Source organism: Butyrivibrio sp. (genome assembly GCF_024699075.1).
Genome location: NZ_JAILQF010000455.1, coordinates 1 through 26149 on the forward strand (window position 1 = coordinate 1; position 26149 = coordinate 26149).

Genomic DNA, 26149 nt, shown 5'->3' on the forward strand with positions numbered 1-26149 from the left:
ATTGTTCTCTATTATCGCAGCAAAGTCCTGATTGCCGATAGATATCTCACTTCGCATATCTGCCCGTGCGAAAGAAACCGAAAGCGCATCTTCCAGCGCATCAATAGTTGATTTTCGAGGCGAATCAACTTTACCCCCCAGCACTTTTTGTACTGTACTAAGCGGAAGTCCTGATCTCTCGGCAATTTGCTCGTATGTTAAATTAAGTTCTTTTTTTCTATTTTGTAGATTATTGATGTTGGAATATTTCATAAGAAAGTCTCCTTCTGATTGCAATTATAGCATATAAAATAGCAATATTGCAATTCTGGGCTTTTTAAATTGCAATATTGCTATTTTTAATACCCCAAATTGCAATATCGCTCCTAATGAGTGGCTCAAAGAAGCCCAGAAAGATTTTAAAGAGAACAGAGAAGATTACGGCGATGGTGCTTCAAAGCCAAGCGGAGTCTTTGACCTTGAGAATTCCATCTGGCGTAACACTACAAATAGTTAACGAAAAGGGTATCAAAGCAGCCACTGCAACAGTAATTCTCATGAAAGACGGCTGCGCAGAAATTGAAGAAGTAAAAGAATTCACAGCCGACCAGCCCTTTACATACATGATCCTCACAGACAGTGAAACTCCAGAGCTTCTCTTCTATGGCCAGCTTGTAAAATAGTTTGCTTCATGTATATTGCTTTACGCAAGTGCCCTGACTTCTCTGATCAGTTCTGTGTAAGACTTATCATGCCCGAATAGAAGAGACGTTCCAAGGACAAATCCATCCATTCCGCAATGAGCATACTTCTTGACTCTTTCTGCCGTACATGCGCCATCCCAATAAAGTTTAAAATTCATTTCTGCTTTTAGTTCCTCAAACTTGGGAATTTTTTCTCCGACATATGGAAGAAACATCTGACCTGCATTCCCAGGATTCACAGACATTACAAGAACCTTATCTACTATTCGCAGCATCTCATATACAGTTTCTACACTAGTCCCGGGATTTACAGCTATCCCAGGAATCATTTTGGCATTCATTATTTTCTGAAGAGTTGTGGATACATGATATTCAGCTTCCGGATGGATATAAACTGTATCTCCGGGGCGCATTACATCAAGAAAGAGGTCTATTGTATGATTAGGCTGTTCCACCATAAGATGGACATCCAAAGGCTTCTTGGCAGCTCCTGCTATGTATTTTATATCATTTAATGACATAGCAAAGTTAGGAACATAATGTCCGTCCATTATATCGATATGAAAAGAATCTATACCAGCAGCTTCAAGTGACCTAACTTCTCTTTCAAGATTGCCATAATCTGCACACATCATAGAAGCCATAAGTTCCATATCATGCTTCCATAGCTTTGTAAGCTGTATCTGATTTTTATAATAATAGACCAGTTGGATTGAATTTAAATAATATTATTCAAACATCAAAACTTTCGATCATTACAGGTTTTTTGTTTTCCTGCATGTAGTACACAGCATCCGAATAGTCACCATAATAAGCATCACATGTATCAGCAAGAACTTTTAAGTCTTTGCTTTCATCGAATTCGCCAAGTTCCTTGTCTTTAAAATCTGACACAATCTGTCTGTACTCATTAAGGAATTCGAACTCATTAATATTCATAAACTCTTCAGTTCTTATATATGGATACCATACAACCTTGATCTTATCTGCATTCAAAGCGAAAATTGAGAGATTTCTTTTGATCTTATTAAGGGCAATTTCTTTTTTGGATAAAATAGGAAGAACATCAGTATAATATAAAAGTCTCTTCATATAATGCTCCGTTTCTATATAACCTGCTCTTACATAGCACCTATCATTTCAAAATACTCTTTCTGGCTTTTATAAAACGGATAATCATGAACCTGAGTTCCTCTTACAGGAAGGACCCAATTATTTCCATAATTATTTCTTAACCATTCATCATAATTCCTTACTCCAAGCACAGTCATCATTTCAAATGGATAAATAAGGGTATCATCATACCATTCCTTCTTACGCCAGGAATCTATATTATCAGTAGCTATATATGGATAATACGAAACTGTATCAGCTTCACTTTCATCGAAAAGCTGTGCCAGCGCTTCACACAATCTGCAAAGCTGGTTACGGATCGGTCCTCGTTCGTTCAAAACAAAAGAATTTCCAAAATATCTTTTTAATATATCGGCAAGCTGTGTTATTGCCGTTAGAAATTCATGTTTTTTCTCTATAGAGATATTATTAGCATTTGCAAGTTCCATAATGCTTATATTATTATCTGTAGTAGTATTTATATCTTTATCATAAATATTTTCAAGATCAATACACATATATAAAAGCTTATAAGCAAGCTGATATATAAGTTTTTGCATTTTGGCATTTCCAGAATCTCTAGGAACATAATCAAGTGGATAAATATCAAGACCAACTACATATGGGCAACCATAAAACTCATCCATACGTTCTTTGCTCCAAGTAAGTTTTCCACCCAGGTTATTGGTTGCAAGAGCTTTAAAAGTATGGAACATATTGGAAGAATATATACTCTGAATACGAATTGAAGGAGGAAGTTCATCAGCATGTTCTAACAGATAATTAAAATCCGGTCTAAGCATACATACATCTATATCATCATCCCATGGGATAAAACCCTTATGTCGAACAGCTCCTAATAAAATTCCATATTCTGCGAAACACCTAAGACCATTTTGGTCACAGAATTCCATAAGCATATCAAGGACTTTCATTTCAGAAGCCCATGCACGCTTCATTTCTTCTGATATAAGAAATCCATGCCTTACTTCTTCTTTAAAAAAGGATTCCGGTATTTCTAGCACGCAGATTCTCCTCCAGCAGAAATATAGTCACTTCCTCATATAATACTTTTTTATTCAAACTTAGACTGGTAATTTATTATAAATATGCGTAGGTTTTAGAACTGATTATCGTTAATTATGTTATTATTATATCATAAGTATATGTTTTGAATTTATTTTTAAAGATCTTAATTTTGATTTTGTTTTGCAATTCTTATAATAAATAACTGTTTTTATTATTCTAACTTACAGATATCACTCGAAAGGTTATTGCCATGGCTGATAATATGAAGTTTGATGCTATCATAATTCAGACTCCTGATGATTTCAAAAGGATGACAGGTCATCACGAAAGGATGTGTGCACTTCTCCCTACAGATAAAATATTTTTCGTAGGAAGGAATGAGATAAGTGAACTGTTAAAGGCTGAGCAAGGCAAGTATCCTAAGTCTTCCGCCATACGTCGTGCCGGTTTTATAAACGAAAACGATATACTTGATTTTGATGCCGTTCATAAGATTGTCTGCGAAATAGTGAGTCGTGATATGGATGGTCAGATTCCGGAGTGAAATATTACCGGCTGGTATTACCAGCAGTTCATCAAATACAATTATTCTCTATACTCAAATAATAAATATTATCTTGTGTGGGATGGTGATACTGTTCCATGCAGCTCCTTTTCCATGTTTTCAGATGATGGGCATCCATATCTGGATACCAAGCGCGAATACCATAAACCATATTTTGATATAATAAGTAAACTAATGCCTGGACTAACCAAATATTTTGATAAATCCTTCATATCAGAACATATGCTTATGAACTGCGACCTGATATGAGAACTGACAGGTAAGATTGAGTCAAATGACAGACTGCAGGGAAACTCCTTTTGGGAAATGATTCTCAGGAGTTTAAATGCTTCAGAACTTATGGATTCAGCATTTAGCGAATTCGAAACCTATGGCACCTATGTAATGACCAAGCACCCCAAAGAATACCTTCTTAGGAGCTGGAATTCAATGAGATACGGGGCGATGTTCTTCGATAAAGATGTCATAAACGAAAATGACTTTACATGGCTTTCCAAAGACTTCTTTGCCATATCTTTTGAAAAGAACCAGGAAATCCGTCCCGATACTGACAATATCTTCAACAATCCCAAATATCAGGAGAAACTTTCCGCAAGACAGATAATGGAAATGGTTCAGGAAGATTATAAGAACGACGAATATATAGAAGTATGGGATGATTGAATTTATTTATTATATTATTACCCGCTTTTAACTCCCACTGACATTCTTTGATAGCTAAAATCATATTTTAAGAGGTTTTTATGAAAATTTTATTCTACAGATATAATAGCATATGTGAGCCCAGTATCATTGCAGCTCTTACCGGATTCTCCATAGATGTTCAGGAAATTATGGAAGATAAAAGCGGAACCATAGAATCTGCAAAATGTAATATAGAGCGCGTAAGATCTGCCATTGAGTCTTATAAACCCGATGCCGTTTTTAGCATCAATTTTTTTCCAATGCTTTCAAAAATTTGCCACATATATGGTCTTATTTATATTGCTCAAAGTGTAGACTGCCCTGTAATGGAACTTTTTGACAAGTCAGTTCAATACGAAACCAATAGGATATTTCTTTTTGACAATATGTGCAGATTATCAGAAAACATTGGAACTCCCTAGACAGATGGCTGAAGAACTTGCTTTCTGTACAAAAGGATATTCACTGTGCTTTCAGGCACTTGGATACCATTGTTGGGATGCTTTGTGCAAAGAAGGCGAATTGAATAATGAAGTAATGAAAGACGTCTACAATGAACTTGATATTACTCTTTCAGAACTAGCTTATGAAAAGATATGGGATGAGCTATCAAAGAAAGATAAGGAAGTACTAAAGGCAATATGCACTATTCAGAATGATTCAGATAGCAACCTTGTAAAAGTAGAAGATATCAGATCATTAATCGGTATATCATCAAACACGTTTACTACGTATAGAACAAGGCTCATAGACAGTGGAATCCTGGATGGAAAGCAATTTGGCTCGGTTTCGTTTAAGCTACCAAGATTTGACACATTTGTCAGATTAAGAAGTAACTATTTATAATTACTTATTCACAGTACCTGTCACACCATTAATTATAAAAGTAGGTAACTCATATGGCGAACAATAAAAAGATTGCATTTATTATCTGTACAAATAATAAGATACAATTCGATGAATGTAAGCTATATATTGACAAGCTGATAGTACCTGATGGCTATGAAGTTGAGCTTATTTCTATATACGATGCTGTTTCCATGACTTCAGGCTACAATAATGCTATGTCTAAAACTGATGCTCTATACAAAATCTATATGCATCAGGATGTCTACATAGTAAATAAATATTTCCTTTTAAATATTATTGATATTTTTAATAAAGATACATCGATAGGCATGATTGGGATGATAGGGAGCCCTCATATCCCATCTTCTGCCGTTATGTGGTATGGCGACAGAGTCGGGCATTATAGAACCTGGCCTTCCGAAATGTATGAACATGAAAGAATCACAGAAGATTCAATAATACATGAAGTTGAGTCTATAGATGGCTTTATGATGATCACCAAAGTAGATTTACCATGGAGAAGTGATATATTTGATGGATGGGACTTCTACGATGTATCTCAATCTTTTGAAATACGAAAAAAAGGCTATAAAGTCGTTGTGCCAAATCAGCTATCTACGTGGTGTATTCATGATGACGGAGTTGTTATGTCACTTTGGAATTATGATAGATACCGAAGGATACTTATAGATAACTATGGTGATATGATTCCTCAGAAAGACGAACAATATTCTGAGCACAAGACAGATTTTGAAACTATAAAAGAATATAGCGATAATGCTTCTGGAATGCAGGGAACGATTGCAAATATAATAGATAGAGTAAGCGAAATTATAGAAGATAATGATGCTACATCATTTGCAGCCATATATGAAAAAAACGCTTCTCATGACAACCTATTTAGAGCATCTTCAATCTTGACGCAAATACAGATAATGGGAAAGTGCGTACTACTAGAGCATAACATGAAACTTTCAACGTTTATAGATGATGTTTCAAATGAAGGAGAATTTGAAAATAAACTTCTAACATTAAAACTCATGCTCCGAAGGATAGAATTGGCAAAATATGTAGCATTTGAAGATGCGTTAGATGAAGCATATATTTTTATAAATGATAGGCAAATATCTCCATTTAGTATCTATGCCGTAGTATATTCAAGCATATCTATATACGTCGAACGTAAGAATATTATGTTAAATATTGCATCTAATATGCTTGACAATGGGAATGTTGGTAGCGCTTTCCTTACATTGTCGCTTATACCAAATCCTTCAGAAGATATAAAACGCTTATTGGAGGAATTTAGCCAATCATAATATATTATGGAGACTTATAGCACCTTGTATCAATGTGCAGTTTACATAGATTCTACCATCACTTTATAAATGTTTTATCCGCATAAACAACTTTAAACTTTTCCCTATTCATGAAAAAGAAAAACGTGATCAATCGCTCTGACAGAAAGCCCGGATAACGATTTTGATATCTGTCATTTATTATTCCGCATTCTTCTAATACATTAAATACGATAGGAAACATCCACCTACACATCTCATCAAATACTTCTCTTTGTGCAACAACCATATTGCATGGACTATAGCATCCAGTGTTTTCAAAAAAACCTGTAGCCTTTTCCAAGCACTCTTCACCATAAATCCTATCTATTTGCTTCAGCATTGAATTCCACGGTCCGATATCATGTCTGGAAACGTAATTGTCTTTTATGCTTGGAGATACATATAACGGAACCGGAAGTATAACATCAGCATCCCCATCCTGAATAATTGCGCTCCAACCAGCTGGCAATAGAAATCTTCTACGATAATGCTCTATTCCCACAACTTCAGCATCTGCATTCTTCCATATCCAGTACATAGCAGTAAGCTCACACATTTGCCGATTCCGATCAGAAATATTATTACCGGTATTATCAACATATCTGCATTCTTTCAACTGTTCATCTGCTAACGCTCGCCCCGCCTGAATAAAACTCTCATATCTTTCAAGCGGCACGTCTGTCGCCAGCGGAGAATCAGCCTCAGATTTCACTGCATATATAACAGAGGATTTGTCTACTTCATCATCATGATTTCGTAGTGCCTTACTATAATCCAACTTACTAAACGTCCAATGCATCTCCTTAAAATACGCATTAACAAACTGGTTACGAAGCCTCATATCAAGCTCTGCATTAACAGGCACAATATCTGTGATACCACAGTTATTAAGGATCTCACAAATGCGCTCATGTGATACCCCGCGAGTTGCAATGTATACCCTCGCCTCGCTGTCAAGTGATACGCCTTTTCCAATCCTGATTACTGATAGTCCATCACCACCGTTGCAAGTTACATAATACTTATTTTCAAAGTATATACACCTCGCCCCCAAAAAATTCGAAATATTGTTTATATTATCACTTGTTTATCGCCATTCAAAACAATACAACACGATATATTGTATTCTTATTCTCCTACACCTATATGTATATATTGACACTAATATAAACTCTATTAAGAGTATAAAAAATCAAATAAAAAGCTCCCGACATAAGTTTCATGCCTTACATCGAGAGCTATCATCTCTAACATCACTGACGAAATATATTTATATATATTACCGCCATTATGAGTCCACAAATACTATATCCCCCTAATGTAAAGTATGAACTTATCAAGGTTCAATACTACTCTGCACTTCCGTCAACTAAATTATATATTTTCATTTTATTACTTTTTGTGTACTATTACAAACACATCAGCACGGTATAATGATAACTTCTAAATAATATTACCACCTCATAGATTTTCATTTATTATTCTCGTAATTTCACCTGCAATCTTATAGTACACATTCCTGCTAAAGTGATTTATGCTGTCCTCAAAATCATTCTGTGAGTTAATAAAGTCCGTAATGTTAATAACTTTCATTTGGTAATGATCAAGAGCAAACTCAGTAATGAGCGGATTATACTCTCTGTATATTTCTGCCATGCCATCAAACTCCGGGCTACTTTCTTCGTATTCCACTTCACTTCCAAGTATCAGTATGAACAAAGGACTTCCTTTAACATTTTCATATATATAATCAAGATTCCTAAACAAAAGCTCTATTGGTGTAATACCCACAAATTCCCATCCAGCACTAAAGCTATTTATTATCGATTCTGTAAATGGAAATCCATGTCCTTGTATTTCACCGTTTATAAAGCCTTCTTTATTGGCAGGATCTGTAAGAATCTGATTCTTATTAGAAAATGCTATGTACTCGTCAGCATTTTTTCTCTTATAAAGCCCCTGAACCATATCCGCCAGACAGCTGTAGCATATGACGTGATACTCTTCTTCAAAAAGTTTTGTAGTAAAATCCCCTTTTGTAATAAAAGGAACATCACTAAGTATCTCTTCTATCTTATCTGCTGACAGATGCGTACTTTCCCAAATATGCATGCTGTGATTTTGAGCTGTGGTTATAAATCCATATTCATTTATATAATTAAATTCAGAAGTAATTGATGCTCCTGCAAGATAAGGCTCTATAGAGTCCAGATCGCACGGGCCCTTTAAAAGAATACGAACTCTCCCCTTTTGTCCAGCATCTTCTATCACTTCCATGTCAACATCTTCTGTTATCCAGTCTACATTTTTATACTTAAAAAGCTTACTTGAAACAGGCTCTTTTATCTCAAATTCAGGACACCCAAGTTTGTTATAGACATACTGTTCAATGCCCATTCCAAGCACTCTACAGGAGAATAGAAAATGCTCTATTTTACTTTCTCTCCTGTTATAACAATAAAAACCGATTATTCCATAATCTCCAAATCTGTCCTTTGCCCGAATATATGCACAATCATTCCAATCATTTGATATAAGCCTTGTAAGTAAGTCCTTGTTGTCTCTGTTTTTAGTATAATTCAACTGATTACTGCGTCCTACAAGATCAGTAATTCTATCTATCTGTACCAGACAGTCTCTATTAATTGTTATCTTTATATCACTATCATGTAAAAACTGCTCCTTCGACATACTCATTACCTGCGCAGCTCTTTTTTTCTCTAACAGCTTGTACTGGGAAAGTCTGCTATGAGAAGTATCTTTAGCAGCAGTTTTGACATAATATGTATTAAGGTATGGTATTATATCGGGCGTTGCTGTCATTATATTATTATTATAAAATTTTGCTTCTTCTAGGTTTCTTTGATTGTCATCAATAAAGAGCACATTTTCTGCGCGCAACCCCATAGCCGACAATTTGTCAGCAATTTGCTGTCCCTTTTCTTCCCAATTGATATTATTGAATACAAAAAGATCAGAAATTCCAGCTTTTTCAAGCTCCTCTATAACAGCTTTCTCATCATTTTTGGATGAAATACTATTGACCACACCGTGATCAGTAATAAGCTTTATAAGGTCAACGTTGGCAATATCAAGAATAACTTCGCCTTCACTTAATGTTCCTTGCCATAAAGTATCATCCATATCCCATATGATCAATTTAATATCGTTATAAGGAAAATCCTCGTACTCCTTATTTTTAATAATTATTGTACCTTTAGCATTCAATAGACTTACTAATACACTGGCTGTAACTTCATCAAGTGAGCTCGCCACTGTATTGTCTATTATAATCACGTCAAAATATCCTTCAGAATAAAACTCTGTCAATATATCAAGACTTAGTACAACTTCTTCTGTCTTTCTGACTATTTCATAGATTTTGTCATTTGTCTCAACACCCACGGTCTCGCATTTTGCAAAAAGGCTCCTTATTGCCTTAAGCTCTGCTCCAAGTCCGCATCCATAATGCAGCACCTTAAAGTGATCAGTATTCCCGAATGGTATCTGGGATATAACCGTTCCACTGGCATATGCATAGTCAAGAATGTCAAAACCATATTTTTTTATAAATAGCTTATGATGATCTTCAAGAAGTTTCTGATAATCAGTCTTAATAAAGCTCTGGCTTCCGGCATGATAAATAAAGCTGTTCCTGACAAGTTGCAGCCTATAACCTCTCTTCAATATCTCAATAGACAGAGCATCATCTTCAAAATATCCAGGAGCGAAATCTTCATCAAAGCCTCCTATATCATTCCAGACTTTTCTCCTTATAAGCATAGCAAAGCCTGAAAGCCTTGTGCGCTCAAGACATGGGTTCTTCATAGGAACATTTATCTTTGCTCCATATTTAAAATATTCTTCAACACTATCAAATGTAATATCTATCTGTTGCTTATTACCGGCATAATTAGATATACTTCCTACCGCACCTATATCATCAGAATGATGCAAAGCCTGCCTCAAAAAATACAGTGCATCAAACACAAGTCTGGTATCATTATTAAGCAGAAATACATCTGCAGTCTCATATTCTGTTCCAATGCTGGACTCTACCCCTTGGTTGCAGGCAGGACCAAAGCCTTTATTCTCATCATTTTGGATGAGTATTATATCTTTCTGATCAAGCAACCATTTTTCAACTCCATCAGTTGAAGCATTATCTACCACTACTATTTGGTACGTGCCCTTCGTAAGAACATCTCTTATGCTTTCTATATTACTCTGCATAAGATTCATAGAATTATAAGAAACAATAACAATTAGCGTCTTATTATCAATTACCCGGTCCTGATTATATCCACCGCTTCTATGATTGATCACATCAGAAACAGTAAGATCATCTTCCCATATCTCTTTATATCCATCTTTATATTCCATTTGGGCAGCCTGAAGAAGCTTTTTGGCTGAGATTTTCTGCTGAACCTCTGGATTATCAAAAAAGCCCTTACTTTCTTCTAAAAGAGTGTGCCCCTTTTCAAAAGAAATCGCATCAAAATCTCTTCCAAGCCACTCAAAATCTCTATCACAGATTGTTTTTATATCAAAAAACGTCCCTCCTAGCCTAAAGGAATGCCATTCTCTTAACTTGTACACAGATGAATATCTAAGCGCCACAAATGTTCCATAGGTTTCGAATTCACTAAACGCTGAATCATATATTTTCTCAAGCTCTATTGCATTAATGATCTTTTCCCAGAATTTAGTGCCGGGGATATTTTCATTTTTTTCAATTTCAGTGATAAGGCTTCGCATAATATCTGCGCGAAAAAGCATATGCTCAGAGATAAAAGACCGTTCTATAACCTTTCCAAATCCGGGAAGAATTTTTCCCATAGTTTCAAAGTATTCAGGATGATATTCATGTTTAAGATCAAGATAAGGTTGTCCAGTCTCAAGACTGAACATATTGATCTTGCGGCAAGGCAAAGTGTCACCATCCCATACCATATAGTATTCATCCTTGCATATGAATGCATATTGCATCTTAAGAAACTGCTGATAATACCAACCAGTTATTCCTCGAGGAAGAGGATTGTCCCCTATGATTGAATGAAGTCTATCAGACATACATGCATGAACTTCAGCAAATGGCAGAATATCGTTTTCATCAATCCAATCAGATCTATCGGCAACTTGACTATTTTCAACCAAGCCCGCTACCCCTCGAGATCCAATAAAGCATAAATTACCGTAATCAAAATTATCTATCAGTCTATAATACAAAAGTAAAAGTCTCTCACAATCTGCAGGAGTAACTACTATCAAAGCATCGAATTTCTTTGAACTATCCATCATTATCCATCCTATCTGCAATTTGAATTATTCTTCATCATTTGAACATGCTCAACAAATGACATAAATCTTATTTCATATCTATTTCATTAATTTTCTACAAGATATTAATGTATTTACATATATTTATTTTATTACTCTATTTACTTTTAAACAATTCATTATATTCGCAATATCGTTATTTAATAAAACAAATTCGCTCTACATGATATAATTAAATAATCAAACTAACATTCTAATAGGACTAATTTTATGAAACACAGTTTAGACTTTTTTCGAGATGAAGTTAGAAATGGTTTCTATATACCTACGGCTGTGAAACAGTCATGGGCTAGTTCTCTTGACGTTTTAGCTGAAATAGACAGAATCTGTCAGAAGTATAATATCACTTACTTTGCAGATTGGGGAACTTTCCTTGGAGCTGTACGTCATGGTGGCTTTGTACCATGGGATGATGATATAGATATTTGCATGAAAAGAGATGACTATATAAGATTCAGAGAAGTTGCTGACAAGGAGCTTCCTTCTGACTATGTCATTCACAATTATAAGAATCAAAAAAATCACTGGCTTTTCTTATCACGCGTTGTTGATAAAAGCTCATTTTGCTTCAATGAAGACTATTTAGAAAAACATTATAATTTCCCATGGCTTTCCGGTATTGATATTTTCATTAAAGATTATTTATATATCGATGAAAAGAAAGAAAAGGAGCGCTGCGACAAGATTTTGCACATACTTGCTCATGCTGAAATTGATATTGGAAATTGTGATATCTTCGCAGCAATTGCTAAGTACGAAGAAGCAGAGAAACTTATGTCTGCCGTAACACCAAGTGACTCTGATACTGTCGGACAGATTTTCCCTTGGATATTAAAAGGTGGCAGAGGTGAGCCTAAGTCGTATTATGACAGTGTTATACGGGTTCCCTTTGAAGATACCACTATTCCTATTCCTTCACATTACAACGAACTCCTTTCAATGCGCTATGAAAACTATAACGAAGTTAAAAAAGTATGGGATGGACATGCATATCCTGCTTTTGATAATCAGCGTATTAATTTCGAAAAAGAAATTGGAGAAAAGCTTCCTTCTTTTTCATTTTCAGAAGCACTGCTAAAAAGAGCATCATACCTTGAATGCTTCAATAAGGAGAAGAAAGTCATACTATTTCTTCCAATTGGTCCAAAGGAATGGTCGGGTTTTCACGATATATATGAAGAAACATCTGCATCACCGGATACAGATGTTTTTGTAGTGCCTATTCCTCTTTTATTTAAAGATTTTTTTGGAAAAATCAAAATGTCAGAATACGAGATAAAAGAAGCTACAAAGATTGATGAGTATCCTCAGGATCTTCCTCTTTACGATTGGGCAAATCTTGATCTTGTCACTCTAAGTCCTGATATGATATATATACAAAGCCCTTACGATAACGAAAATCCATGTCTTACAGTTCCTGAATATTTTTACTCCAAGAATCTCCAGAGATATACCAAGGAACTCATTTACATTCCCATTTCAAGAACTTCCGAATTTACAGAAAAAGACATTACCGATCAGATCAATCTAAAATTTTACGTTACAATGCCAGGACTTTTCTATTCCGATAAAGTCATTCTGCAATCCGATAATATCAAAAAGCAATATATTGATACGCTCGTGAACTTTTCAGGCAAGGACACCTATGATTATTGGAATAATAAAATATATGTATCTACTTGAGGTAGCTAAAGTCCATCCCCCTTACTGAGCTAATAATTTTACTGTAGCTTCTTCTTTTTCCAAACAATAGTGTTGTACCCAGCACAAAGCCATCAATTCCTTTAGGTGCATATTTTTTGATTTTTTCTGCGCTACACGCTCCATCCCAAAACAACTTATACCCCATGTTTTCACGCAGTGAAATAAGCTGCTCCACTTTCTCACCTACATACGGTAGAAACATCTGGCTTGCATTACCCGGATTAACCGCCATTATCAACACATGATCTGCAAGGCGGAGCATCTCTTTTACTGTTTCTACACTTGTTCCAGGGTTAATTGCTATTCCTGGGTGCATTCCAGCGTCAATTATTTTTTGAAGGGTAGCTGATGGATGGTACTCTGCCTCTGTATGAATGTACACAGTATCTCCTGGACGAAGTTTATCCAGAAACAACTCAATACTATTTCTGGGATGTTCTATCATAAGATGAACATCCAATGGCTTTTTTGTTAATTTGGCGATGCATGCCATATCATATAATGACATAGCAAAATTGTGTACATACCTTCCATCCATTATGTCAATATGAAAAGAATCTATGCCAGCATCTTCAAGATCTCGAACTTCTTTTTCCAAATTACAAAAATTTGCACACATCATGGACGCAGAAAGCGTAAAATCATTAGTCATATAGCCCCCTTTTAAAAAAGGTGAATATTTCTGATCATGACAGGTATATTAGTTTCTTTGGCTTCATATACTAAATTCCCCACATCTCCAAAAAAAGCGTCACAGCTAAAAAGAACTTTCTTAATTTCTACTTCTTCTGATGTATTATCTAATATCCCCCATTTTTCTTTTATAAATAGTTCAACAAGATTCAGGTAATCCGTCGTCACTTCAGATTTATTTAGTCTTAAAAATTCCTCTGTTCTATGATACGGATGCCATATTACTTCCACTTTATCCTTAGCTTGGCGAAAGGTTTCTAAATCTCTTCTAAGTTTTTCTATTGCATCCTCACCATCTTCCAGAAATGGCAGTACATCTGTATAAAAAAATATCCTCTTCACTATAATTCCCTCGGATCAACAACAAGGCTTCCATCAGCGTTATACTCAAGAAATTCTTCCGGGATTTCCCATTTTCTTTTTTGGTGTTCTTTGTAAAGTGTTTCTCGCTGGTACTTATAACTTGGATACTCATGCTGGCTACCGAATTTTACAATTTTTCTATAGTCACCATATATTTTCTCTAAAAATTCGTTGTACTTTCTTGGAATTGGTACTGTCAGCACATTCTCATATGGCACCAAAATCCTATCCGTAAAGTATTCCTTTTTTAAACCTCTTTCTCCGTAGTAAATGACTTGTTCCCTATTTTCAACAGTTTCAGATTCTGAATCTTCACATAAGCTACAGGCAAGATCCAGAAGGCGTAAAATCTGATTTTTCACAGGTTCATCACCAGTAAAAACATAGTCAAGCTCATTTTGAATTGTTTTTGCAATAGTTTTGTATTCACTTAATTCGTCGCTAGAAATAGTAGCATCATCTACTTTCCATTGAAGCATCAACATCCTATCCAGCAATCTGATGAGTTTGTCCTGATAAGCATATTCTTCTTGATTTACTGGCACTTTATCAAAAACAAATACGTCTATTCCTGTGGCATAGGGGCATCCATGAAATTTTTCAAGATGTGCAGGGCTTGTATTTAATCTGTTCCCTGTGGTAATTCCAAAGCACATTTCCTTTGGTGGTAACGCTCCAGGAAGAAGAGACACTGACTTCAAATAGACCGGTAGTTCTCTTGCAACTACATCCACAAATCTATCGTAATCACCTCTCAGCATGCCAATATCAATATCATCATCCCACGGAATGAATCCCTTGTGTCTGACCGCTCCAAGGAGAGAACCGTAGCACATAATATATTGGATATCATGCTTTTTACATACTTCATTTACCCATGACAATATTTCCATCTCTGATGCCCAGAATCTTTTCATCATTGATGTAATATGGAAGCCGCATCTGAACTCATTTTTAAAATAATTGTCATCAAATTTAAGCATTTTGCTTTTAGCCATTCTCCATAATATTAAGGCATGTCTTAATGATCTCTATTGCCCTTAAACGAGTAGTATGCTTAGACAGAACTTCTTCGTATCCATTTTGTGCTATCTGCTGCCTTTCATCTTCATGCTCCAGATAATATTTAATTTTCTTTTTTAAATCATTTGTGTCTGAATAAGTTTCTAAATGTACACCCGGCCTAAAATAATCCGTAATCTCATCCTGTTCATTAGTTAGGAGAAAACCCCTGCAGGATAAAACATCCCATATTCTCTGTGGGAGTCCTGTTTGTATAGATTTAAGTGTAACATTCAGATTAATCTTGCTGTTTCTAAATACAAAAGGCATCTCTGTTAGAGTCTTTACCCCATCATGGATTACAACCTTTTTTGAGAGTTCTAGAGTTTCACTTCTTGTAAAAAAGTGCACTTTAGCATTTTGAAACGACTCTGCAAGCTCCTTTAACATAGATATTCTCTCAATATACGCCATATGTGGAGCAATATAGTTATTCATTATGACAAAGCGTTCCATATTCATCACATAATTGTCATATCTATCAAAGTCATCAATAGACTTTTCTATTTCAGATATATCTGTATCGGAAAGACAACTTTCTATAGCATCAAATCCTTGCGCAGAGCTATCAATTTGCTTTTTCATTGCTTGTAAAACTTTTTCTCTTATCCCCCTTGAAAGGATAATATCTGAAAAAGGATCCTTTTCTTTATATGTTGAGCCAACAAAAGAAATATCATATTCCGCTTTATATCTATCTCCCAAAAGATTATCATTTCTATAGCATGGTGCACCTAAAGGGAGATAAAAAATGTGTCCTGGATTTTCTGCACAAATAGATAAATACTGACTTCTATCAAACAAAAACACTCTGTTTACACTATTTCTGATGCTATTATGAAATATCTCAATCACCGGACAATCAACTGATACAGCAACATAAGCTAAACTGAGTCGTTGGCATATTATAGATAAGAATGGAAAAAAATTAATTGAAAAAATAAACACAGGTTTATGATCAACTATCATATTACCAAGTCTTGTAAGCCTCTTGCTATCATCAATACTGTCATCCATACCGTCATTATCCTCTATGACAGATATTCCCATCTTCGAAAAAGCGTCGATATAATCCGGCTCACATATACTATTGTATCGGTAGATTATAATGTTCACCTAATACCCTCTTTAAAAAATTCCTATTTGCAACATATTAGATCAATCATAATAATTCCTATTGTATTTATATATACAATTTTACTACATATATAATTTTTGTGCTTTATTTAATTTATAATTAATTGTTTTGCCACACACCCTTACATTTGATAAAATATTTATGTGATGTCAAACCACTTTGGAGAAACAGATGCTTACCATACCTGCCACTTTTTTTGAGGAAGAAAATCGTAATAATTTTTATATATCAGCAGTCGTGAAAAGAGCTTGGGCAAATGAGCTTGAACTCTTTTCTGAAATATTGGAAGTTGCTGACAAACACAATATCCAGGTATGGCTTGATTATGGATCTCTTCTTGGTGCAGTAAGACATGGTGGTTTCATCCCCTGGGATGATGATCTTGACATCTCCGTTATGAGAAAGGACTTCATTCCCTTATTAAAATATCTCCAGGAAGAGCTCCCTCCGTACAGATCTGTTGAAAGTATATACACTATGCAAAATTATATACGGCCCAAGGCTGTTGTATTGAATAGAAAGAGCCTTGACATTGGGAATGATCCTGAGGCACGAAAAATCACAGATATTAATTTCAACTTTCCATGCCGGGCTTGGGTTGATATCTTTCCAATGGATTATATTCCAAAAGATACTGAACAATTAGTTGAAATCAAAACCATTTATTCATTGGCCTATGGGCTTGCAAGTGAAATGGAAGTTTTTATCGAAACCGGGACATTTGAAGATTACTTAAGTCAACTTGAAAAGTATTCCGGAATCAAAATCAAAAGAGATGAAAATATTCGTCATTCTCTGTGGATATTCTGTGATAGCATTTCTGGGAAAACAAAAAAACATGAAGCAAATGGAGTTTTATGTTACCAGGACCTTGCTCTTTTGGGGCCTTCAAAGCACCGCCCCCTATCAGCATTTAAGGATACTATACTTGTTCCATTTGAAATGATAACCGCTCCAGTCCCAATTGGGTACGATGAGATATTAACTCTTACCTATGGTAACAGATATTTAACTCCACAAAAAGGAACTTCAGCACACTTATACCCATTTTTCAAAGATCATGAAAAACTGATTCTATCCCACAGCAGGATAGGTCAATTAGGAGACATCTTTTAAATATGAGAAGCGTAGTTTTTTTGCCCTGCCATCCAAATATGTGGGACGGATTTGAAACAATCTATGACAAAGAAATATCAGTACCTGACACTGAAGTCACAATTATTCCTATTCCAACCTATGATAGAAACCATGACGATACTCTGGCAAATGCCGAATATATTACTGAAGGTTATCCTGAATGTTTAAAGATAACCGGATTAAATGACTATGACTTATCAAAAAAACAGCCTGACAGAATATATATCCAAAATATATCCGATTCTTGCAATGCAGGCTTTACAGTACATCCTCATTTTTATTCTTCCAATTTGCGTAATTTCACAAAAGATTTGGTTTATATTCCCTACAACTGTATTACTGAATTAGATCCTGAATATGAAGATCTTCGCCAATATTATGGTGAAATACTAACTCCCTCAACAATAGTTAATGCAAATCACATTATTGTACAGTCAGAAAATACTAAAAATGTTTATTTGGAACTTATAGCAGGAAAAAATGATTTACTAAAAAACGAATGGACTAAAAAAATATCCTTTATTGACTATCCTCGCAAAGCAATATTAAAAAAGTATTCCAGCGATACAGTAAGATATCCTTCTAGTTGGAATGCACAGCTTTTTAATACTGATCGTTCCCAGAAAAAGACTGTTTTATTCTGTACATCCGTTTTTGAAATATTAGAAAACAACAGATTAGCGCTCAAAAAGATAAAAACAACTCTTGATTATTATCAAAATCAAAAAAGTAATACTGCATTAATTTGGCGTCCAAATAGAAATCTGCCTGAAATAATAAAGAAACTGCGCCCTGAATTATTAAATGATTTCAATTTATTGTTGGAATACTATACTCAGAATAATATTGGCATTTTAGATAAAACACCTTCTCCTACAGCCCCTATCATACTCAGCCATGAATATATTGGAGCTGACTGTGGTGTAAAAGAGTTGTTTAAGAGTACCGGCAAACCATGTCTTCCCTGGTAGTCTATCTCCTCTTTGATAAAATTATCTTTTGACGTTATAACGATAACATTATACACTATATATAGGTCATTTGTCGGAGGAACACTATGAAGCATAACCTATTAAAATACAATATTAATCGCACCGAATTCCTTGACAGTTATAACCCTATGGATCTTTTAAAATACATGGAAACAAATAAAATTCCAATGGAAGAAGTTTCTTTTGCCATTGGCAAGTTTGCCATGTCTACAGAAAGAGTTTTTAGCCGAATAGAGGGAAAAGTCACAGAAGAGATTTTTATCCGTCCTTCGGACGAAATTATTAGTAAACAGCGAGATTCCCAAGAAGTTTGTTTCATAGTAGCAAGTGACGATAATGACGAATATCTCAGAATTCTTGAATGGATAGACAATCTTTTTATTCCCTCAAATATTGATGTTACTACCCTACAAATAACAGGCGTCTCAAGTCTTGCTTCAGGCTACAACGAGGCCATGGCTTCATCAAAGGCGAAATACAAAATATATATAAGAGAAGGTGTTAGAATCATCAACCCTTATTTTCTATTTAATATACTTGATATATTCGAAAATCGTAAAGACGTATCCATGGTTGGTTTTTTAGGAAGCCGATACATTCCCTCAAACGGAATTATGGAAAGCGGTGTCTGCTACGGGAAAATGGCAATATGTGGAGAAAATAAGACTTTTGTTTTCGGTGAAAACCCCAAAAACGATATAGAAGTTTCATTCATACATAGCTCCATAGTTGCCACTGATAGCGATATGTATTGGAATGAGAACATTCCATGTAATGATGAATTTACCTGCTCAATTCATGCTATGGAATACAAAAAAAATGGACTTAAGGTTTTGGTTCCTTCCCAGGAATTCCCTTGGATTTTATATGACTATGGACATGATTCATTTTTACATGATGATAGCAATAAAGTTTTAATGGAAAAATTTATATTTGATCCGAATAAAAAACATATTCTTATGTGTATTGGTGCCAGTTCACTTGTAGAAATGAAAAATGGAGGTTTGGACAAACTTGAAGACAATCTAAAAATATTTGACGAAAATGCAGACAAAGTTCAGCTATTTATTTGCTTATTCCCAGATGATACCAGACAATGGATGAACGTAGCACCTGATATTTTTCCTAAGATAGAACGGTTATTGGCAGGAAGAAACTTAATTGAAAAACTTACTGATAATGAATCGTTTAATTATTTCGATGCATATTATGGAGACTCATCTCCAAATGTACTAAAGATGAGCGATGCCAAAAAGCCAGTAATGATTCGATCTATCACCTAAATGAGGAACACTGTATGGGTAGAAACCTTATTAATGTAGACAAAAAATACTTTTGTGATGAAGTTATCGACGATTTTTTGGTTACAGAACGTGTAAAAAGAGCACTTATGTCAGAACTAGAAGTTCTTGTGCGCTTTGAAAAGATCTGCAACGACCTTGGCATTACCTACTACGCCAGTTGGGGAACTTTACTTGGAGCAATCAGGCATGGAGGATTTATTCCCTGGGATGATGACATAGATATATTTATGATGAGAAAAGACTATAACATCTTAAAAGAATATGCCCAAAAAGGCCCCCTTCCCGATGGCCTTCTAATGATAGATGATACTATGGTAAATAACTTCAACAACTTAACTGCAAGAGTAGTTAATGGAGATAGTATTGTCATTAGTCAGGAATACTTAAAAATGTACCACGGATGTCCCTATGTAACTGGGCTTGATATAGATGTTCTTGATAAAAAAGCTCCAAATAGAGCTGATGATGAATTGCAGACAATGCTCATAGATAGTGTTTTAAAGCTAGCTCTTTATTTTAGGGCTCACGATGATATGATGACTGAATCAGGGCAAAGTTTCACCTCAGAAGAAGATGTACTTGATACTATTAAAGCTGTTGAAAATGCCTGTGGTGTAAAAGTCAATAGAAACGAGAATCTTTTTCTTCAAATGCATATATTAAAAGACAAATTATCACAAATGTATGAAAATACCCCAAGCGACACTCTTCAAGTTTTGGGAGTAAGAGTAGCAAAAAATTTAAATGCAGCCCAATTTAAAACAGATCTATTTAGTCAAAGCTTACGAATTCCCTTTGGTCCTGTTAGCATAAATGTTCCCATAGGTTATCATGAAATTCTAAAACAGATGTATGGAAATGACTATTTGATTCCTGCAAACAGAAAGGCTGCCCACGATTATCCATTCTTTTTGGTTCAAGAGCCTACCTTAGAAGAACTATTGGAAAGTATAGGAATGACAAGAAAAGATCTTGGCATTGCATGAAAAGGAGCTCCGGAAAACCGGAGCTCCTTTTGGTAGTCGCAATGCACTAAACAGACGTTTAATCACATTTGGTTTAAACTTATTATCCGAGAAGTGACAGAACACCCTGATTAGACTGATTAGCCTGTGCCAGCATTGACTGTCCAGCCTGTGCAAGGATGTTATTATTCGAATACTTAACCATCTCGGTAGCCATATCTGTATCACGGATCTGTGATTCAGCTGCCTGAGTATTCTCAACTACGTTATCAAGGTTCTTGATTGTGTGCTCAAGTCTGTTCTGGATAGCACCAAGATCAGATCTCTGTTTTGATACAGATTCAAGTGCTGTCTTGATTGTATCCATTGCTGTTCTAGCTGTTGATCCTGAAGGTCCTTTTACGCTAATACCTGTAAGACCAAGTCCGGATGCAGTCATAGCAGAGATGCTAACTGATATCTGGTTAACAGAAGCTGTCTCAGAACCAACCTGAAGCTTCTTGCCTGTAAATGTTCCGTCAAGAAGATTCTGATTGTTGAACTGTGTTGCAGAACCAGTTCTTGTAATCTCACTTGTAAGAGCCTGAATTTCAGAATCAATATAGTCTCTGTCTGAAGACTGAAGTGTGTCATTAGCTGCTTTTGTTGCAAGCTCGCTCATTCTCTGAAGCATATCATGAACTTCGTTAAGAGCACCTTCAGCTGTCTGTACTGCGGAAATACCATCCTCAGCGTTAGCAGAAGCCTGTGTAAGACCTCTAACCTGACGTCTCATCTTTTCGGAAATTGCAAGACCTGCTGCATCATCTGCTGCTCTGTTGATCTTGTAACCGGATGATAATTTCTCACTTGACTTTGCCTGAATTCCAGTTGTGATTCCAAGCTGTCTGTTTGCGTTCATCGCTGTAATGTTGTGTTGTACTACCATAATTTATTCCTCCTTGAATATGTACGGCAGCGTCCTTGCTGCTCGTTTGCTGGTTTAGAAATAGTATATGTGCTGGCCATATAACTATTCCTACTGTTTTACACTTTTATTATCGACATATAAGTTAAAATCATTAACAGGTATTTTTAAACAAATTATGAATTTATTTATGATTTTTTTAGGGCATTATTTTAGTCCCTATATTATTTTAGTTTCATAAAAAAGCGGCTTCCGGAGAAGCCGCTCTGTATAAACACTTATTACTGAAGGAGTGACAGAACACCCTGATTGGTCTGGTTGGCCTGAGCAAGCATTGACTGACCTGCCTGAGCGAGGATATTGTTATTAGAATATCTAACCATCTCCTCTGCCATATCAGTATCACGAATCTGAGATTCTGCTGCCTGAGTATTCTCAACTACGTTATCCAGATTTCTAATTGTGTGTTCGAGTCTGTTCTGGATAGCACCAAGATCAGATCTTTGCTTTGATACAGATTCAAGAGCATTCTTTATTGTATCCATAGCAACTCTTGCATTACTTCCGTTGGTGCCCTTTACTGTACAATTCGATGCAGTAATACCAATTCCAGAGCAGGTCATCGCTACAATATCAATTTGTATTTGATTATCAGAGTTAGTTTCAGAACCAACTTGTAACTTTTTACCTGTGAAAGTACCGTCTAGAAGATTTGTATTGTTGAACTGTGTAGATGCACCGGTTCTGTCAATCTCAGATTTTAGCTGAGTCATTTCCTGATCAATATAATTTCTGTCAGAAGACTGAAGCGTATCATTTGCAGCTTTAGTTGCAAGTTCACTCATTCTCTGAAGCATGTCATGAACTTCGATAAGTGCTCCTTCAGCTGTCTGCACTGCTGAGATACCGTCCTGAGCGTTAGCAGATGCCTGAGTAAGTGATCTTACCTGACGTCTCATCTTCTCAGATATTGCAAGGCCTGCTGCATCATCTGCCGCTCTGTTGATTCTGTAACCTGATGATAACTTCTCGCTAGACTTAGCCTGGACATCAGTTGTGATTCCCAACTGACGGTTTGCGTTCATCGCAGTAATATTGTGTTGTACTACCATAGTATAAATCCTCCATGAAAGGGCTCGCTTCCTTGCTGCCAGTTCCTAAAATACCTTGTAGCTGCTGCGGATTCCTTTCCATGGCTACCATGATTTGTTCTTACACTATTATTATCGGATAAGGATCCCATATCTTAACCCTAAACAAGCTATTTTTCACGTTTTTTTGACAAAATAAAAAATATTATCATTTTTTAACGTTTACTATAAAGAAAAAAGGGCTATAAGCCGATAAATAGGCATATAGTCCTTTTGTATCAATTTTTAATACAATTCTGTTTTTGTCTTTTTTCCCATATAGATAATATCATCCAAGTATACCGGATAATAATTTCATATAAGAGAACTTCTCGTATACTTTTTCACGGCCTTTTTGTGCTATATCCATTCTCTCCTTGTCATGCTCTAAATAATACGCTGTCTTCTCTATCATATCTTCAGGTGTGTATGCTATTACAAGATCCTTGCCATCCTCAAAGTATTCTGTTATCTCTTTATGATAATCCGTAATAACAAACCCTCCTGCTGCCATGATATCAAGAACCCTTAATGGCACACCTGACAAGATGCTTCTAAGTGTTATATTAAGGTTAACTTTACTACTTCTGAATACCCTTGGCATTTGTTCAAGATACTCTGCCTGTCCAAGATTTTGAACATTATCAATAGGCTTTGATCCAGGCATTGTATATAGTACTGTATTGAAATACCTGCCCATCTGCGTAAGTATATTGCGGCGTTCATTAACGGTAACTTTCTTCCTTAATATATCCCTTATAACCCTTCTATAATCCATCTGGTCTTTAGGGTCTTTTTCAAAACTTATATATTTTAACAGATTATCTATATGAGCATCTGTAATAACTTTTTCATCTGTAAAGAGGTCCTGTCCGAATACCTTCTCCTGCATTTTAATTACAATATCAATATATTCCTTTAAATCAGGTGGAAGATATCTTACCTGATCATAAAAGTTATATTCATTATCATATAGACTTCCAAGAAAGCATACATCATGCTTGTAGATGATCTGTCCATTATTTTCTGCATCAATCTTGTTGCAAAGATCTGATAGCCTTTTTTCATTAACTCCAAGCGGAGAATAATTAATTGTATTTATGCCCTTTTCACGCATATATTCATGCAGCATTTTATCAAATACAAATATCCTGTTATTACTATTATTAGTAGTGCTTGAATCAAGTGTATAATGCGGGCAGTCAAATACCCATGAAATATAGGGCACACTATACTTATTACATACTTCGGAAAAATTAGGATAATAGTCGAAAGAAAACATAAGGTCATAGTATCTTCTTCCGTTTTCTTTCTTGTCCAAAAATGTTTTAAGAGATGCCTCCATAAAAGGTGTAACATCATAGCCTTTAAGATCAAGCTTTACCACATCCACCTGATGGCCAAGTCTTCTCATGGCATCTCTACAGTCTTCACCATTAAATTCATCCCAATCATAATACAGTATTCTCATTATTCTCCTAAAAAAGCGCCTCAGATCTTATAGTCCAAGGCGCATGATTTAAAGATATCTATGCTTATATTTATACTGCTGCAGTAGAATTATTCATATAGCTATTAGGAACGGGTACATTATTAGCTTTCATAACGCCTATCCATGTATCCCTAACAGAATGTAAATGTTTATTGATTTCCTTTAATATTTCATTATCTTTTCTAAGATTTGCTTCAACAAGCCTTCTGTCCAGATATGCATATATATTATCAAAGTCCTTGGCAGTAGCATAGCTCATGTTCAGAGTATCACGAAGATATGTAACTATATTCTGAACCTTGCGAATATTATTATGCGCCTCTTGAATGTCTTTTTTCTCAACTGCACTCTCTGCTCTATTACAGAATTTTATTGCGCCTTCATAGAGCATAAGTGTAAGCTCAGGCCCGGAAGCTGACATTACTTTATTATTGGCATATTGTGCATATGGATTAGCTTTATTCATTATCATCCTCCTAATGGTGTCTATCTATATATGCTTCATTTCATCATGACCCCAGCATACTACTGAGTGATGAAGAACTCGAATTAATTTTAGCAAGTGCTGTTTCCATAGCAGCAAATTTACTGTAATAATAATCCTGCTTTGCTTCCAAAGCATCTTCAGCATCAGATATTGCTGTCGTATAATCACTATATTGAGACGCCATAAGCTTATCTTCATAAACTGTGTATGCGCTTGAATATGTAGTACTCTTCATAAGATTGCCAAGCTGTGTATATACTTCCCTTGTAAGCTGAGTAAAGAAACTTGCAACAGCATCAGGGTCATTAGCTATAGCGGTGGCAAGCTTATCTGCATTAGATCCTGAATAATCATCATCTTCATCACCATCTATATGATATTCTCCACGCTCATTATCCTCAGCATCAAAGTATCCCTTAGTATTAATACCAAGTGTTGACAGATGCCATGTCGATGTCTCACCATCAGAATCTGTAACTGAGAATCCACCTGCCATAGCATTCTTAAGAGCTGAAATTACGCTGTATAATGTATCATCTTTAGAAAGAAGGCCGGATTTGATCTTGGAATTCCACTTTTCTATTTCATCCTCTGTCATTGATTCTTTTTGATCAGAAGTCAGAATATCATATTTAGATGCACTATCTGCATTGTATAAGGTATCAAGCTTTTTGATCAGCGTATTATACTCTGAGATGTATTCCTTAACCATGTCATATACGCCACTTGTATCATTGCTGGTTGTAATTGTAAATTCATCATCCGTTGAAGAATTTATAGAGATAGTAAGGCCATTGATCTCAAAAGTATTAGAAGATGATGTATAGGTTACTCCGTTCATTACAAGTTTTGCATCTGCAGCTTCCTGATACTGAGCATCATCATCAAGTTCATCAGTGTTAATACCAAGTAGTGATAATGCGGTTGCATTCGTGCTTGTATCAACTATAAATCCGTTCTCTTCTCCGGTGCTTTCAGAAGCAATATACAGTCTTCCCTGATTCTCATCATAACTTGCATTTAATCCAAGACCACTTGTTGACGTAGCAGAATTAATCTTGGAAGCAATATCACTCATGGTATCAGTTGATTTTACAGTGATGCTTAAAACATCTGATCCATCTGTTGTTCCACCCATATTGAAAGAAATCGTAGTATCTTCTGTAATACCA

General features: G+C 35.5%; 26 protein-coding genes. 11 read left to right on the forward strand and 15 right to left on the reverse strand.

The genetic code is table 11. The features are described from left to right. A partial coding sequence (locus K6G87_RS17895; RefSeq protein ID WP_296840328.1) for a helix-turn-helix domain-containing protein occupies window positions 1–252 on the reverse strand: 252 nt, incomplete at its 3' end. Between the two features lie 206 nt (window positions 253–458). Between K6G87_RS17895 and K6G87_RS17900 the strand changes: the two genes are divergently transcribed. Then, a complete protein-coding gene (locus tag K6G87_RS17900; protein WP_296840330.1) occupies window positions 459–662 on the forward strand; it encodes a serpin family protein in 204 nt (67 codons plus the stop codon). A gap of 20 nt (window positions 663–682) precedes the next feature. Here the strand turns inward: K6G87_RS17900 and K6G87_RS17905 are convergent, their stop codons facing one another. The 3 genes from K6G87_RS17905 to K6G87_RS17915 all read right to left on the reverse strand — a co-directional run bounded on the left by K6G87_RS17905 (window position 683) and on the right by K6G87_RS17915 (window position 2821). After that, window positions 683–1336: a ribulose-phosphate 3-epimerase gene (locus K6G87_RS17905; protein WP_296840332.1), complete on the reverse strand. Its 654-nt coding sequence runs from the start codon at window positions 1334–1336 to the stop codon at window positions 683–685. Window positions 1337–1415: 79 nt separating this feature from the next. Next, entirely contained in the window at window positions 1416–1775 is a 360-nt protein-coding gene (locus tag K6G87_RS17910; protein WP_296840334.1) for a hypothetical protein, read from the reverse strand. A gap of 29 nt (window positions 1776–1804) precedes the next feature. Further along, window positions 1805–2821, reverse strand: coding sequence for a LicD family protein (locus tag K6G87_RS17915; RefSeq protein WP_296840336.1), 1017 nt, complete (start codon window positions 2819–2821; stop codon window positions 1805–1807). Window positions 2822–3075: 254 nt separating this feature from the next. On the opposite strand from K6G87_RS17915, the gene K6G87_RS17920 reads away from it, so the two are divergent. The 5 genes from K6G87_RS17920 to K6G87_RS17940 all read left to right on the forward strand — a co-directional run bounded on the left by K6G87_RS17920 (window position 3076) and on the right by K6G87_RS17940 (window position 6242). After that, complete coding sequence (locus K6G87_RS17920; RefSeq protein ID WP_296840338.1) at window positions 3076–3369, forward strand: hypothetical protein; 294 nt, start codon at window positions 3076–3078, stop codon at window positions 3367–3369. 327 nt (window positions 3370–3696) lie between these two features. Further along, window positions 3697–4053, forward strand: a complete 357-nt coding sequence (locus tag K6G87_RS17925; protein WP_296840340.1) for a hypothetical protein — start codon at window positions 3697–3699, stop codon at window positions 4051–4053. An 80-nt stretch (window positions 4054–4133) separates the two neighbouring features. After that, the gene (locus K6G87_RS17930) at window positions 4134–4496 is read left to right on the forward strand and encodes a hypothetical protein (protein ID WP_296840342.1); all 363 of its coding nucleotides are present in this window, start codon (window positions 4134–4136) and stop codon (window positions 4494–4496) included. Beyond that, window positions 4483–4920: a hypothetical protein gene (locus tag K6G87_RS17935; protein WP_296840343.1), complete on the forward strand. Its 438-nt coding sequence runs from the start codon at window positions 4483–4485 to the stop codon at window positions 4918–4920. Before K6G87_RS17930 ends, K6G87_RS17935 begins: the two co-directional genes overlap by 14 nt. Before the next feature lie 53 nt (window positions 4921–4973). Further along, window positions 4974–6242, forward strand: a complete 1269-nt coding sequence (locus tag K6G87_RS17940) for a glycosyltransferase family protein (protein WP_296840345.1) — start codon at window positions 4974–4976, stop codon at window positions 6240–6242. Between the two features lie 58 nt (window positions 6243–6300). On the opposite strand, the gene K6G87_RS17945 is transcribed toward K6G87_RS17940, so the two are convergent. Together K6G87_RS17945 and K6G87_RS17950 are read right to left on the reverse strand one after the other, a co-directional pair. Beyond that, the gene (locus K6G87_RS17945) at window positions 6301–7317 is read right to left on the reverse strand and encodes a DUF4422 domain-containing protein (RefSeq protein ID WP_296840347.1); all 1017 of its coding nucleotides are present in this window, start codon (window positions 7315–7317) and stop codon (window positions 6301–6303) included. A gap of 407 nt (window positions 7318–7724) precedes the next feature. Then, entirely contained in the window at window positions 7725–11564 is a 3840-nt protein-coding gene (locus K6G87_RS17950) for a DUF6492 family protein (RefSeq protein WP_296840349.1), read from the reverse strand. 249 nt (window positions 11565–11813) lie between these two features. Between K6G87_RS17950 and K6G87_RS17955 the strand changes: the two genes are divergently transcribed. Then, window positions 11814–13286 (forward strand): LicD family protein, encoded by a 1473-nt coding sequence (locus K6G87_RS17955; RefSeq protein ID WP_296840351.1) that lies wholly within the window; start codon window positions 11814–11816, stop codon window positions 13284–13286. Here the strand turns inward: K6G87_RS17955 and K6G87_RS17960 are convergent. Genes K6G87_RS17960 through K6G87_RS17975 form a run of 4 tightly spaced genes read right to left on the reverse strand, consistent with a single transcriptional unit; the run spans window position 13279 to window position 16442 of the window. Beyond that, window positions 13279–13959, reverse strand: a complete 681-nt coding sequence (locus K6G87_RS17960; protein ID WP_296840353.1) for a ribulose-phosphate 3-epimerase — start codon at window positions 13957–13959, stop codon at window positions 13279–13281. The genes K6G87_RS17955 and K6G87_RS17960 overlap by 8 nt on opposite strands. Before the next feature lie 11 nt (window positions 13960–13970). Beyond that, window positions 13971–14342 (reverse strand): hypothetical protein, encoded by a 372-nt coding sequence (locus tag K6G87_RS17965; RefSeq protein WP_296840354.1) that lies wholly within the window; start codon window positions 14340–14342, stop codon window positions 13971–13973. After that, entirely contained in the window at window positions 14342–15361 is a 1020-nt protein-coding gene (locus tag K6G87_RS17970; RefSeq protein WP_296840356.1) for a LicD family protein, read from the reverse strand. Before K6G87_RS17970 ends, K6G87_RS17965 begins: the two co-directional genes overlap by 1 nt. Further along, entirely contained in the window at window positions 15354–16442 is a 1089-nt protein-coding gene (locus K6G87_RS17975) for a glycosyltransferase family protein (protein ID WP_296840358.1), read from the reverse strand. Before K6G87_RS17975 ends, K6G87_RS17970 begins: the two co-directional genes overlap by 8 nt. 292 nt (window positions 16443–16734) lie before the next feature. Here K6G87_RS17975 and K6G87_RS17980 point away from each other — a divergent pair, with 292 nt between their 5' ends. From K6G87_RS17980 to K6G87_RS17995, 4 genes are all read left to right on the forward strand, one after another. Further along, a complete protein-coding gene (locus K6G87_RS17980) occupies window positions 16735–17679 on the forward strand; it encodes a LicD family protein (RefSeq protein ID WP_296840360.1) in 945 nt (314 codons plus the stop codon). Window positions 17680–17681: 2 nt separating this feature from the next. Beyond that, on the forward strand, window positions 17682–18671 hold the full coding sequence (locus tag K6G87_RS17985; protein WP_296840363.1) for a hypothetical protein: 990 nt from the start codon (window positions 17682–17684) through the stop codon (window positions 18669–18671). A gap of 86 nt (window positions 18672–18757) precedes the next feature. Then, entirely contained in the window at window positions 18758–19975 is a 1218-nt protein-coding gene (locus K6G87_RS17990) for a glycosyltransferase (RefSeq protein ID WP_296840365.1), read from the forward strand. Window positions 19976–19989: 14 nt separating this feature from the next. Then, window positions 19990–20982: a LicD family protein gene (locus K6G87_RS17995; protein ID WP_296840368.1), complete on the forward strand. Its 993-nt coding sequence runs from the start codon at window positions 19990–19992 to the stop codon at window positions 20980–20982. Window positions 20983–21064: 82 nt separating this feature from the next. Here K6G87_RS17995 and K6G87_RS18000 read toward each other — a convergent pair whose 3' ends face one another. From K6G87_RS18000 to fliD, 5 genes are all read right to left on the reverse strand, one after another. Next, window positions 21065–21889, reverse strand: a complete 825-nt coding sequence (locus K6G87_RS18000; protein WP_296840371.1) for a flagellin N-terminal helical domain-containing protein — start codon at window positions 21887–21889, stop codon at window positions 21065–21067. 260 nt (window positions 21890–22149) lie between these two features. Continuing rightward, window positions 22150–22980, reverse strand: a complete 831-nt coding sequence (locus K6G87_RS18005) for a flagellin N-terminal helical domain-containing protein (RefSeq protein WP_296840374.1) — start codon at window positions 22978–22980, stop codon at window positions 22150–22152. Window positions 22981–23287: 307 nt separating this feature from the next. Further along, window positions 23288–24469 carry a glycosyltransferase family protein gene (locus tag K6G87_RS18010; protein WP_296840377.1) on the reverse strand — a complete coding sequence of 394 codons (1182 nt, stop codon included), beginning with the start codon at window positions 24467–24469 and terminating at the stop codon, window positions 23288–23290. 70 nt (window positions 24470–24539) lie between these two features. Next, a complete protein-coding gene (gene fliS, locus K6G87_RS18015) occupies window positions 24540–24962 on the reverse strand; it encodes a flagellar export chaperone FliS (protein ID WP_296840380.1) in 423 nt (140 codons plus the stop codon). A gap of 37 nt (window positions 24963–24999) precedes the next feature. Then, a partial coding sequence (gene fliD / locus K6G87_RS18020; RefSeq protein ID WP_296840382.1) for a flagellar filament capping protein FliD occupies window positions 25000–26149 on the reverse strand: 1150 nt, incomplete at its 5' end.

What these genes read in the sequence shown, in the direction of transcription:
- K6G87_RS17925 (WP_296840340.1), top strand. Translation starts at nt 3,697, where the DNA reads ATGATTCTCAGGAGTTTAAATGCTTCAGAACTTATGGATTCAGCATTT.
- K6G87_RS18005 (WP_296840374.1), bottom strand. Translation starts at nt 22,980, where the DNA reads ATGGTAGTACAACACAATATTACTGCGATGAACGCAAACCGTCAGTTG.
- K6G87_RS17950 (WP_296840349.1), bottom strand. Translation starts at nt 11,564, where the DNA reads ATGATGGATAGTTCAAAGAAATTCGATGCTTTGATAGTAGTTACTCCT.
- fliS (WP_296840380.1), bottom strand. Translation starts at nt 24,962, where the DNA reads ATGATAATGAATAAAGCTAATCCATATGCACAATATGCCAATAATAAA.
- K6G87_RS17930 (WP_296840342.1), top strand. Translation starts at nt 4,134, where the DNA reads ATGAAAATTTTATTCTACAGATATAATAGCATATGTGAGCCCAGTATC.
- K6G87_RS17980 (WP_296840360.1), top strand. Translation starts at nt 16,735, where the DNA reads ATGCTTACCATACCTGCCACTTTTTTTGAGGAAGAAAATCGTAATAAT.
- K6G87_RS17995 (WP_296840368.1), top strand. Translation starts at nt 19,990, where the DNA reads ATGGGTAGAAACCTTATTAATGTAGACAAAAAATACTTTTGTGATGAA.
- K6G87_RS17910 (WP_296840334.1), bottom strand. Translation starts at nt 1,775, where the DNA reads ATGAAGAGACTTTTATATTATACTGATGTTCTTCCTATTTTATCCAAA.
- K6G87_RS17970 (WP_296840356.1), bottom strand. Translation starts at nt 15,361, where the DNA reads ATGGCTAAAAGCAAAATGCTTAAATTTGATGACAATTATTTTAAAAAT.
- K6G87_RS17955 (WP_296840351.1), top strand. Translation starts at nt 11,814, where the DNA reads ATGAAACACAGTTTAGACTTTTTTCGAGATGAAGTTAGAAATGGTTTC.
- K6G87_RS17975 (WP_296840358.1), bottom strand. Translation starts at nt 16,442, where the DNA reads ATGGATGACAGTATTGATGATAGCAAGAGGCTTACAAGACTTGGTAAT.
- K6G87_RS17940 (WP_296840345.1), top strand. Translation starts at nt 4,974, where the DNA reads ATGGCGAACAATAAAAAGATTGCATTTATTATCTGTACAAATAATAAG.
- K6G87_RS18010 (WP_296840377.1), bottom strand. Translation starts at nt 24,469, where the DNA reads ATGAGAATACTGTATTATGATTGGGATGAATTTAATGGTGAAGACTGT.
- K6G87_RS17985 (WP_296840363.1), top strand. Translation starts at nt 17,682, where the DNA reads ATGAGAAGCGTAGTTTTTTTGCCCTGCCATCCAAATATGTGGGACGGA.
- K6G87_RS17990 (WP_296840365.1), top strand. Translation starts at nt 18,758, where the DNA reads ATGAAGCATAACCTATTAAAATACAATATTAATCGCACCGAATTCCTT.
- K6G87_RS18000 (WP_296840371.1), bottom strand. Translation starts at nt 21,889, where the DNA reads ATGGTAGTACAACACAACATTACAGCGATGAACGCAAACAGACAGCTT.
- K6G87_RS17960 (WP_296840353.1), bottom strand. Translation starts at nt 13,959, where the DNA reads ATGACTAATGATTTTACGCTTTCTGCGTCCATGATGTGTGCAAATTTT.
- K6G87_RS17905 (WP_296840332.1), bottom strand. Translation starts at nt 1,336, where the DNA reads ATGGAACTTATGGCTTCTATGATGTGTGCAGATTATGGCAATCTTGAA.
- K6G87_RS17920 (WP_296840338.1), top strand. Translation starts at nt 3,076, where the DNA reads ATGGCTGATAATATGAAGTTTGATGCTATCATAATTCAGACTCCTGAT.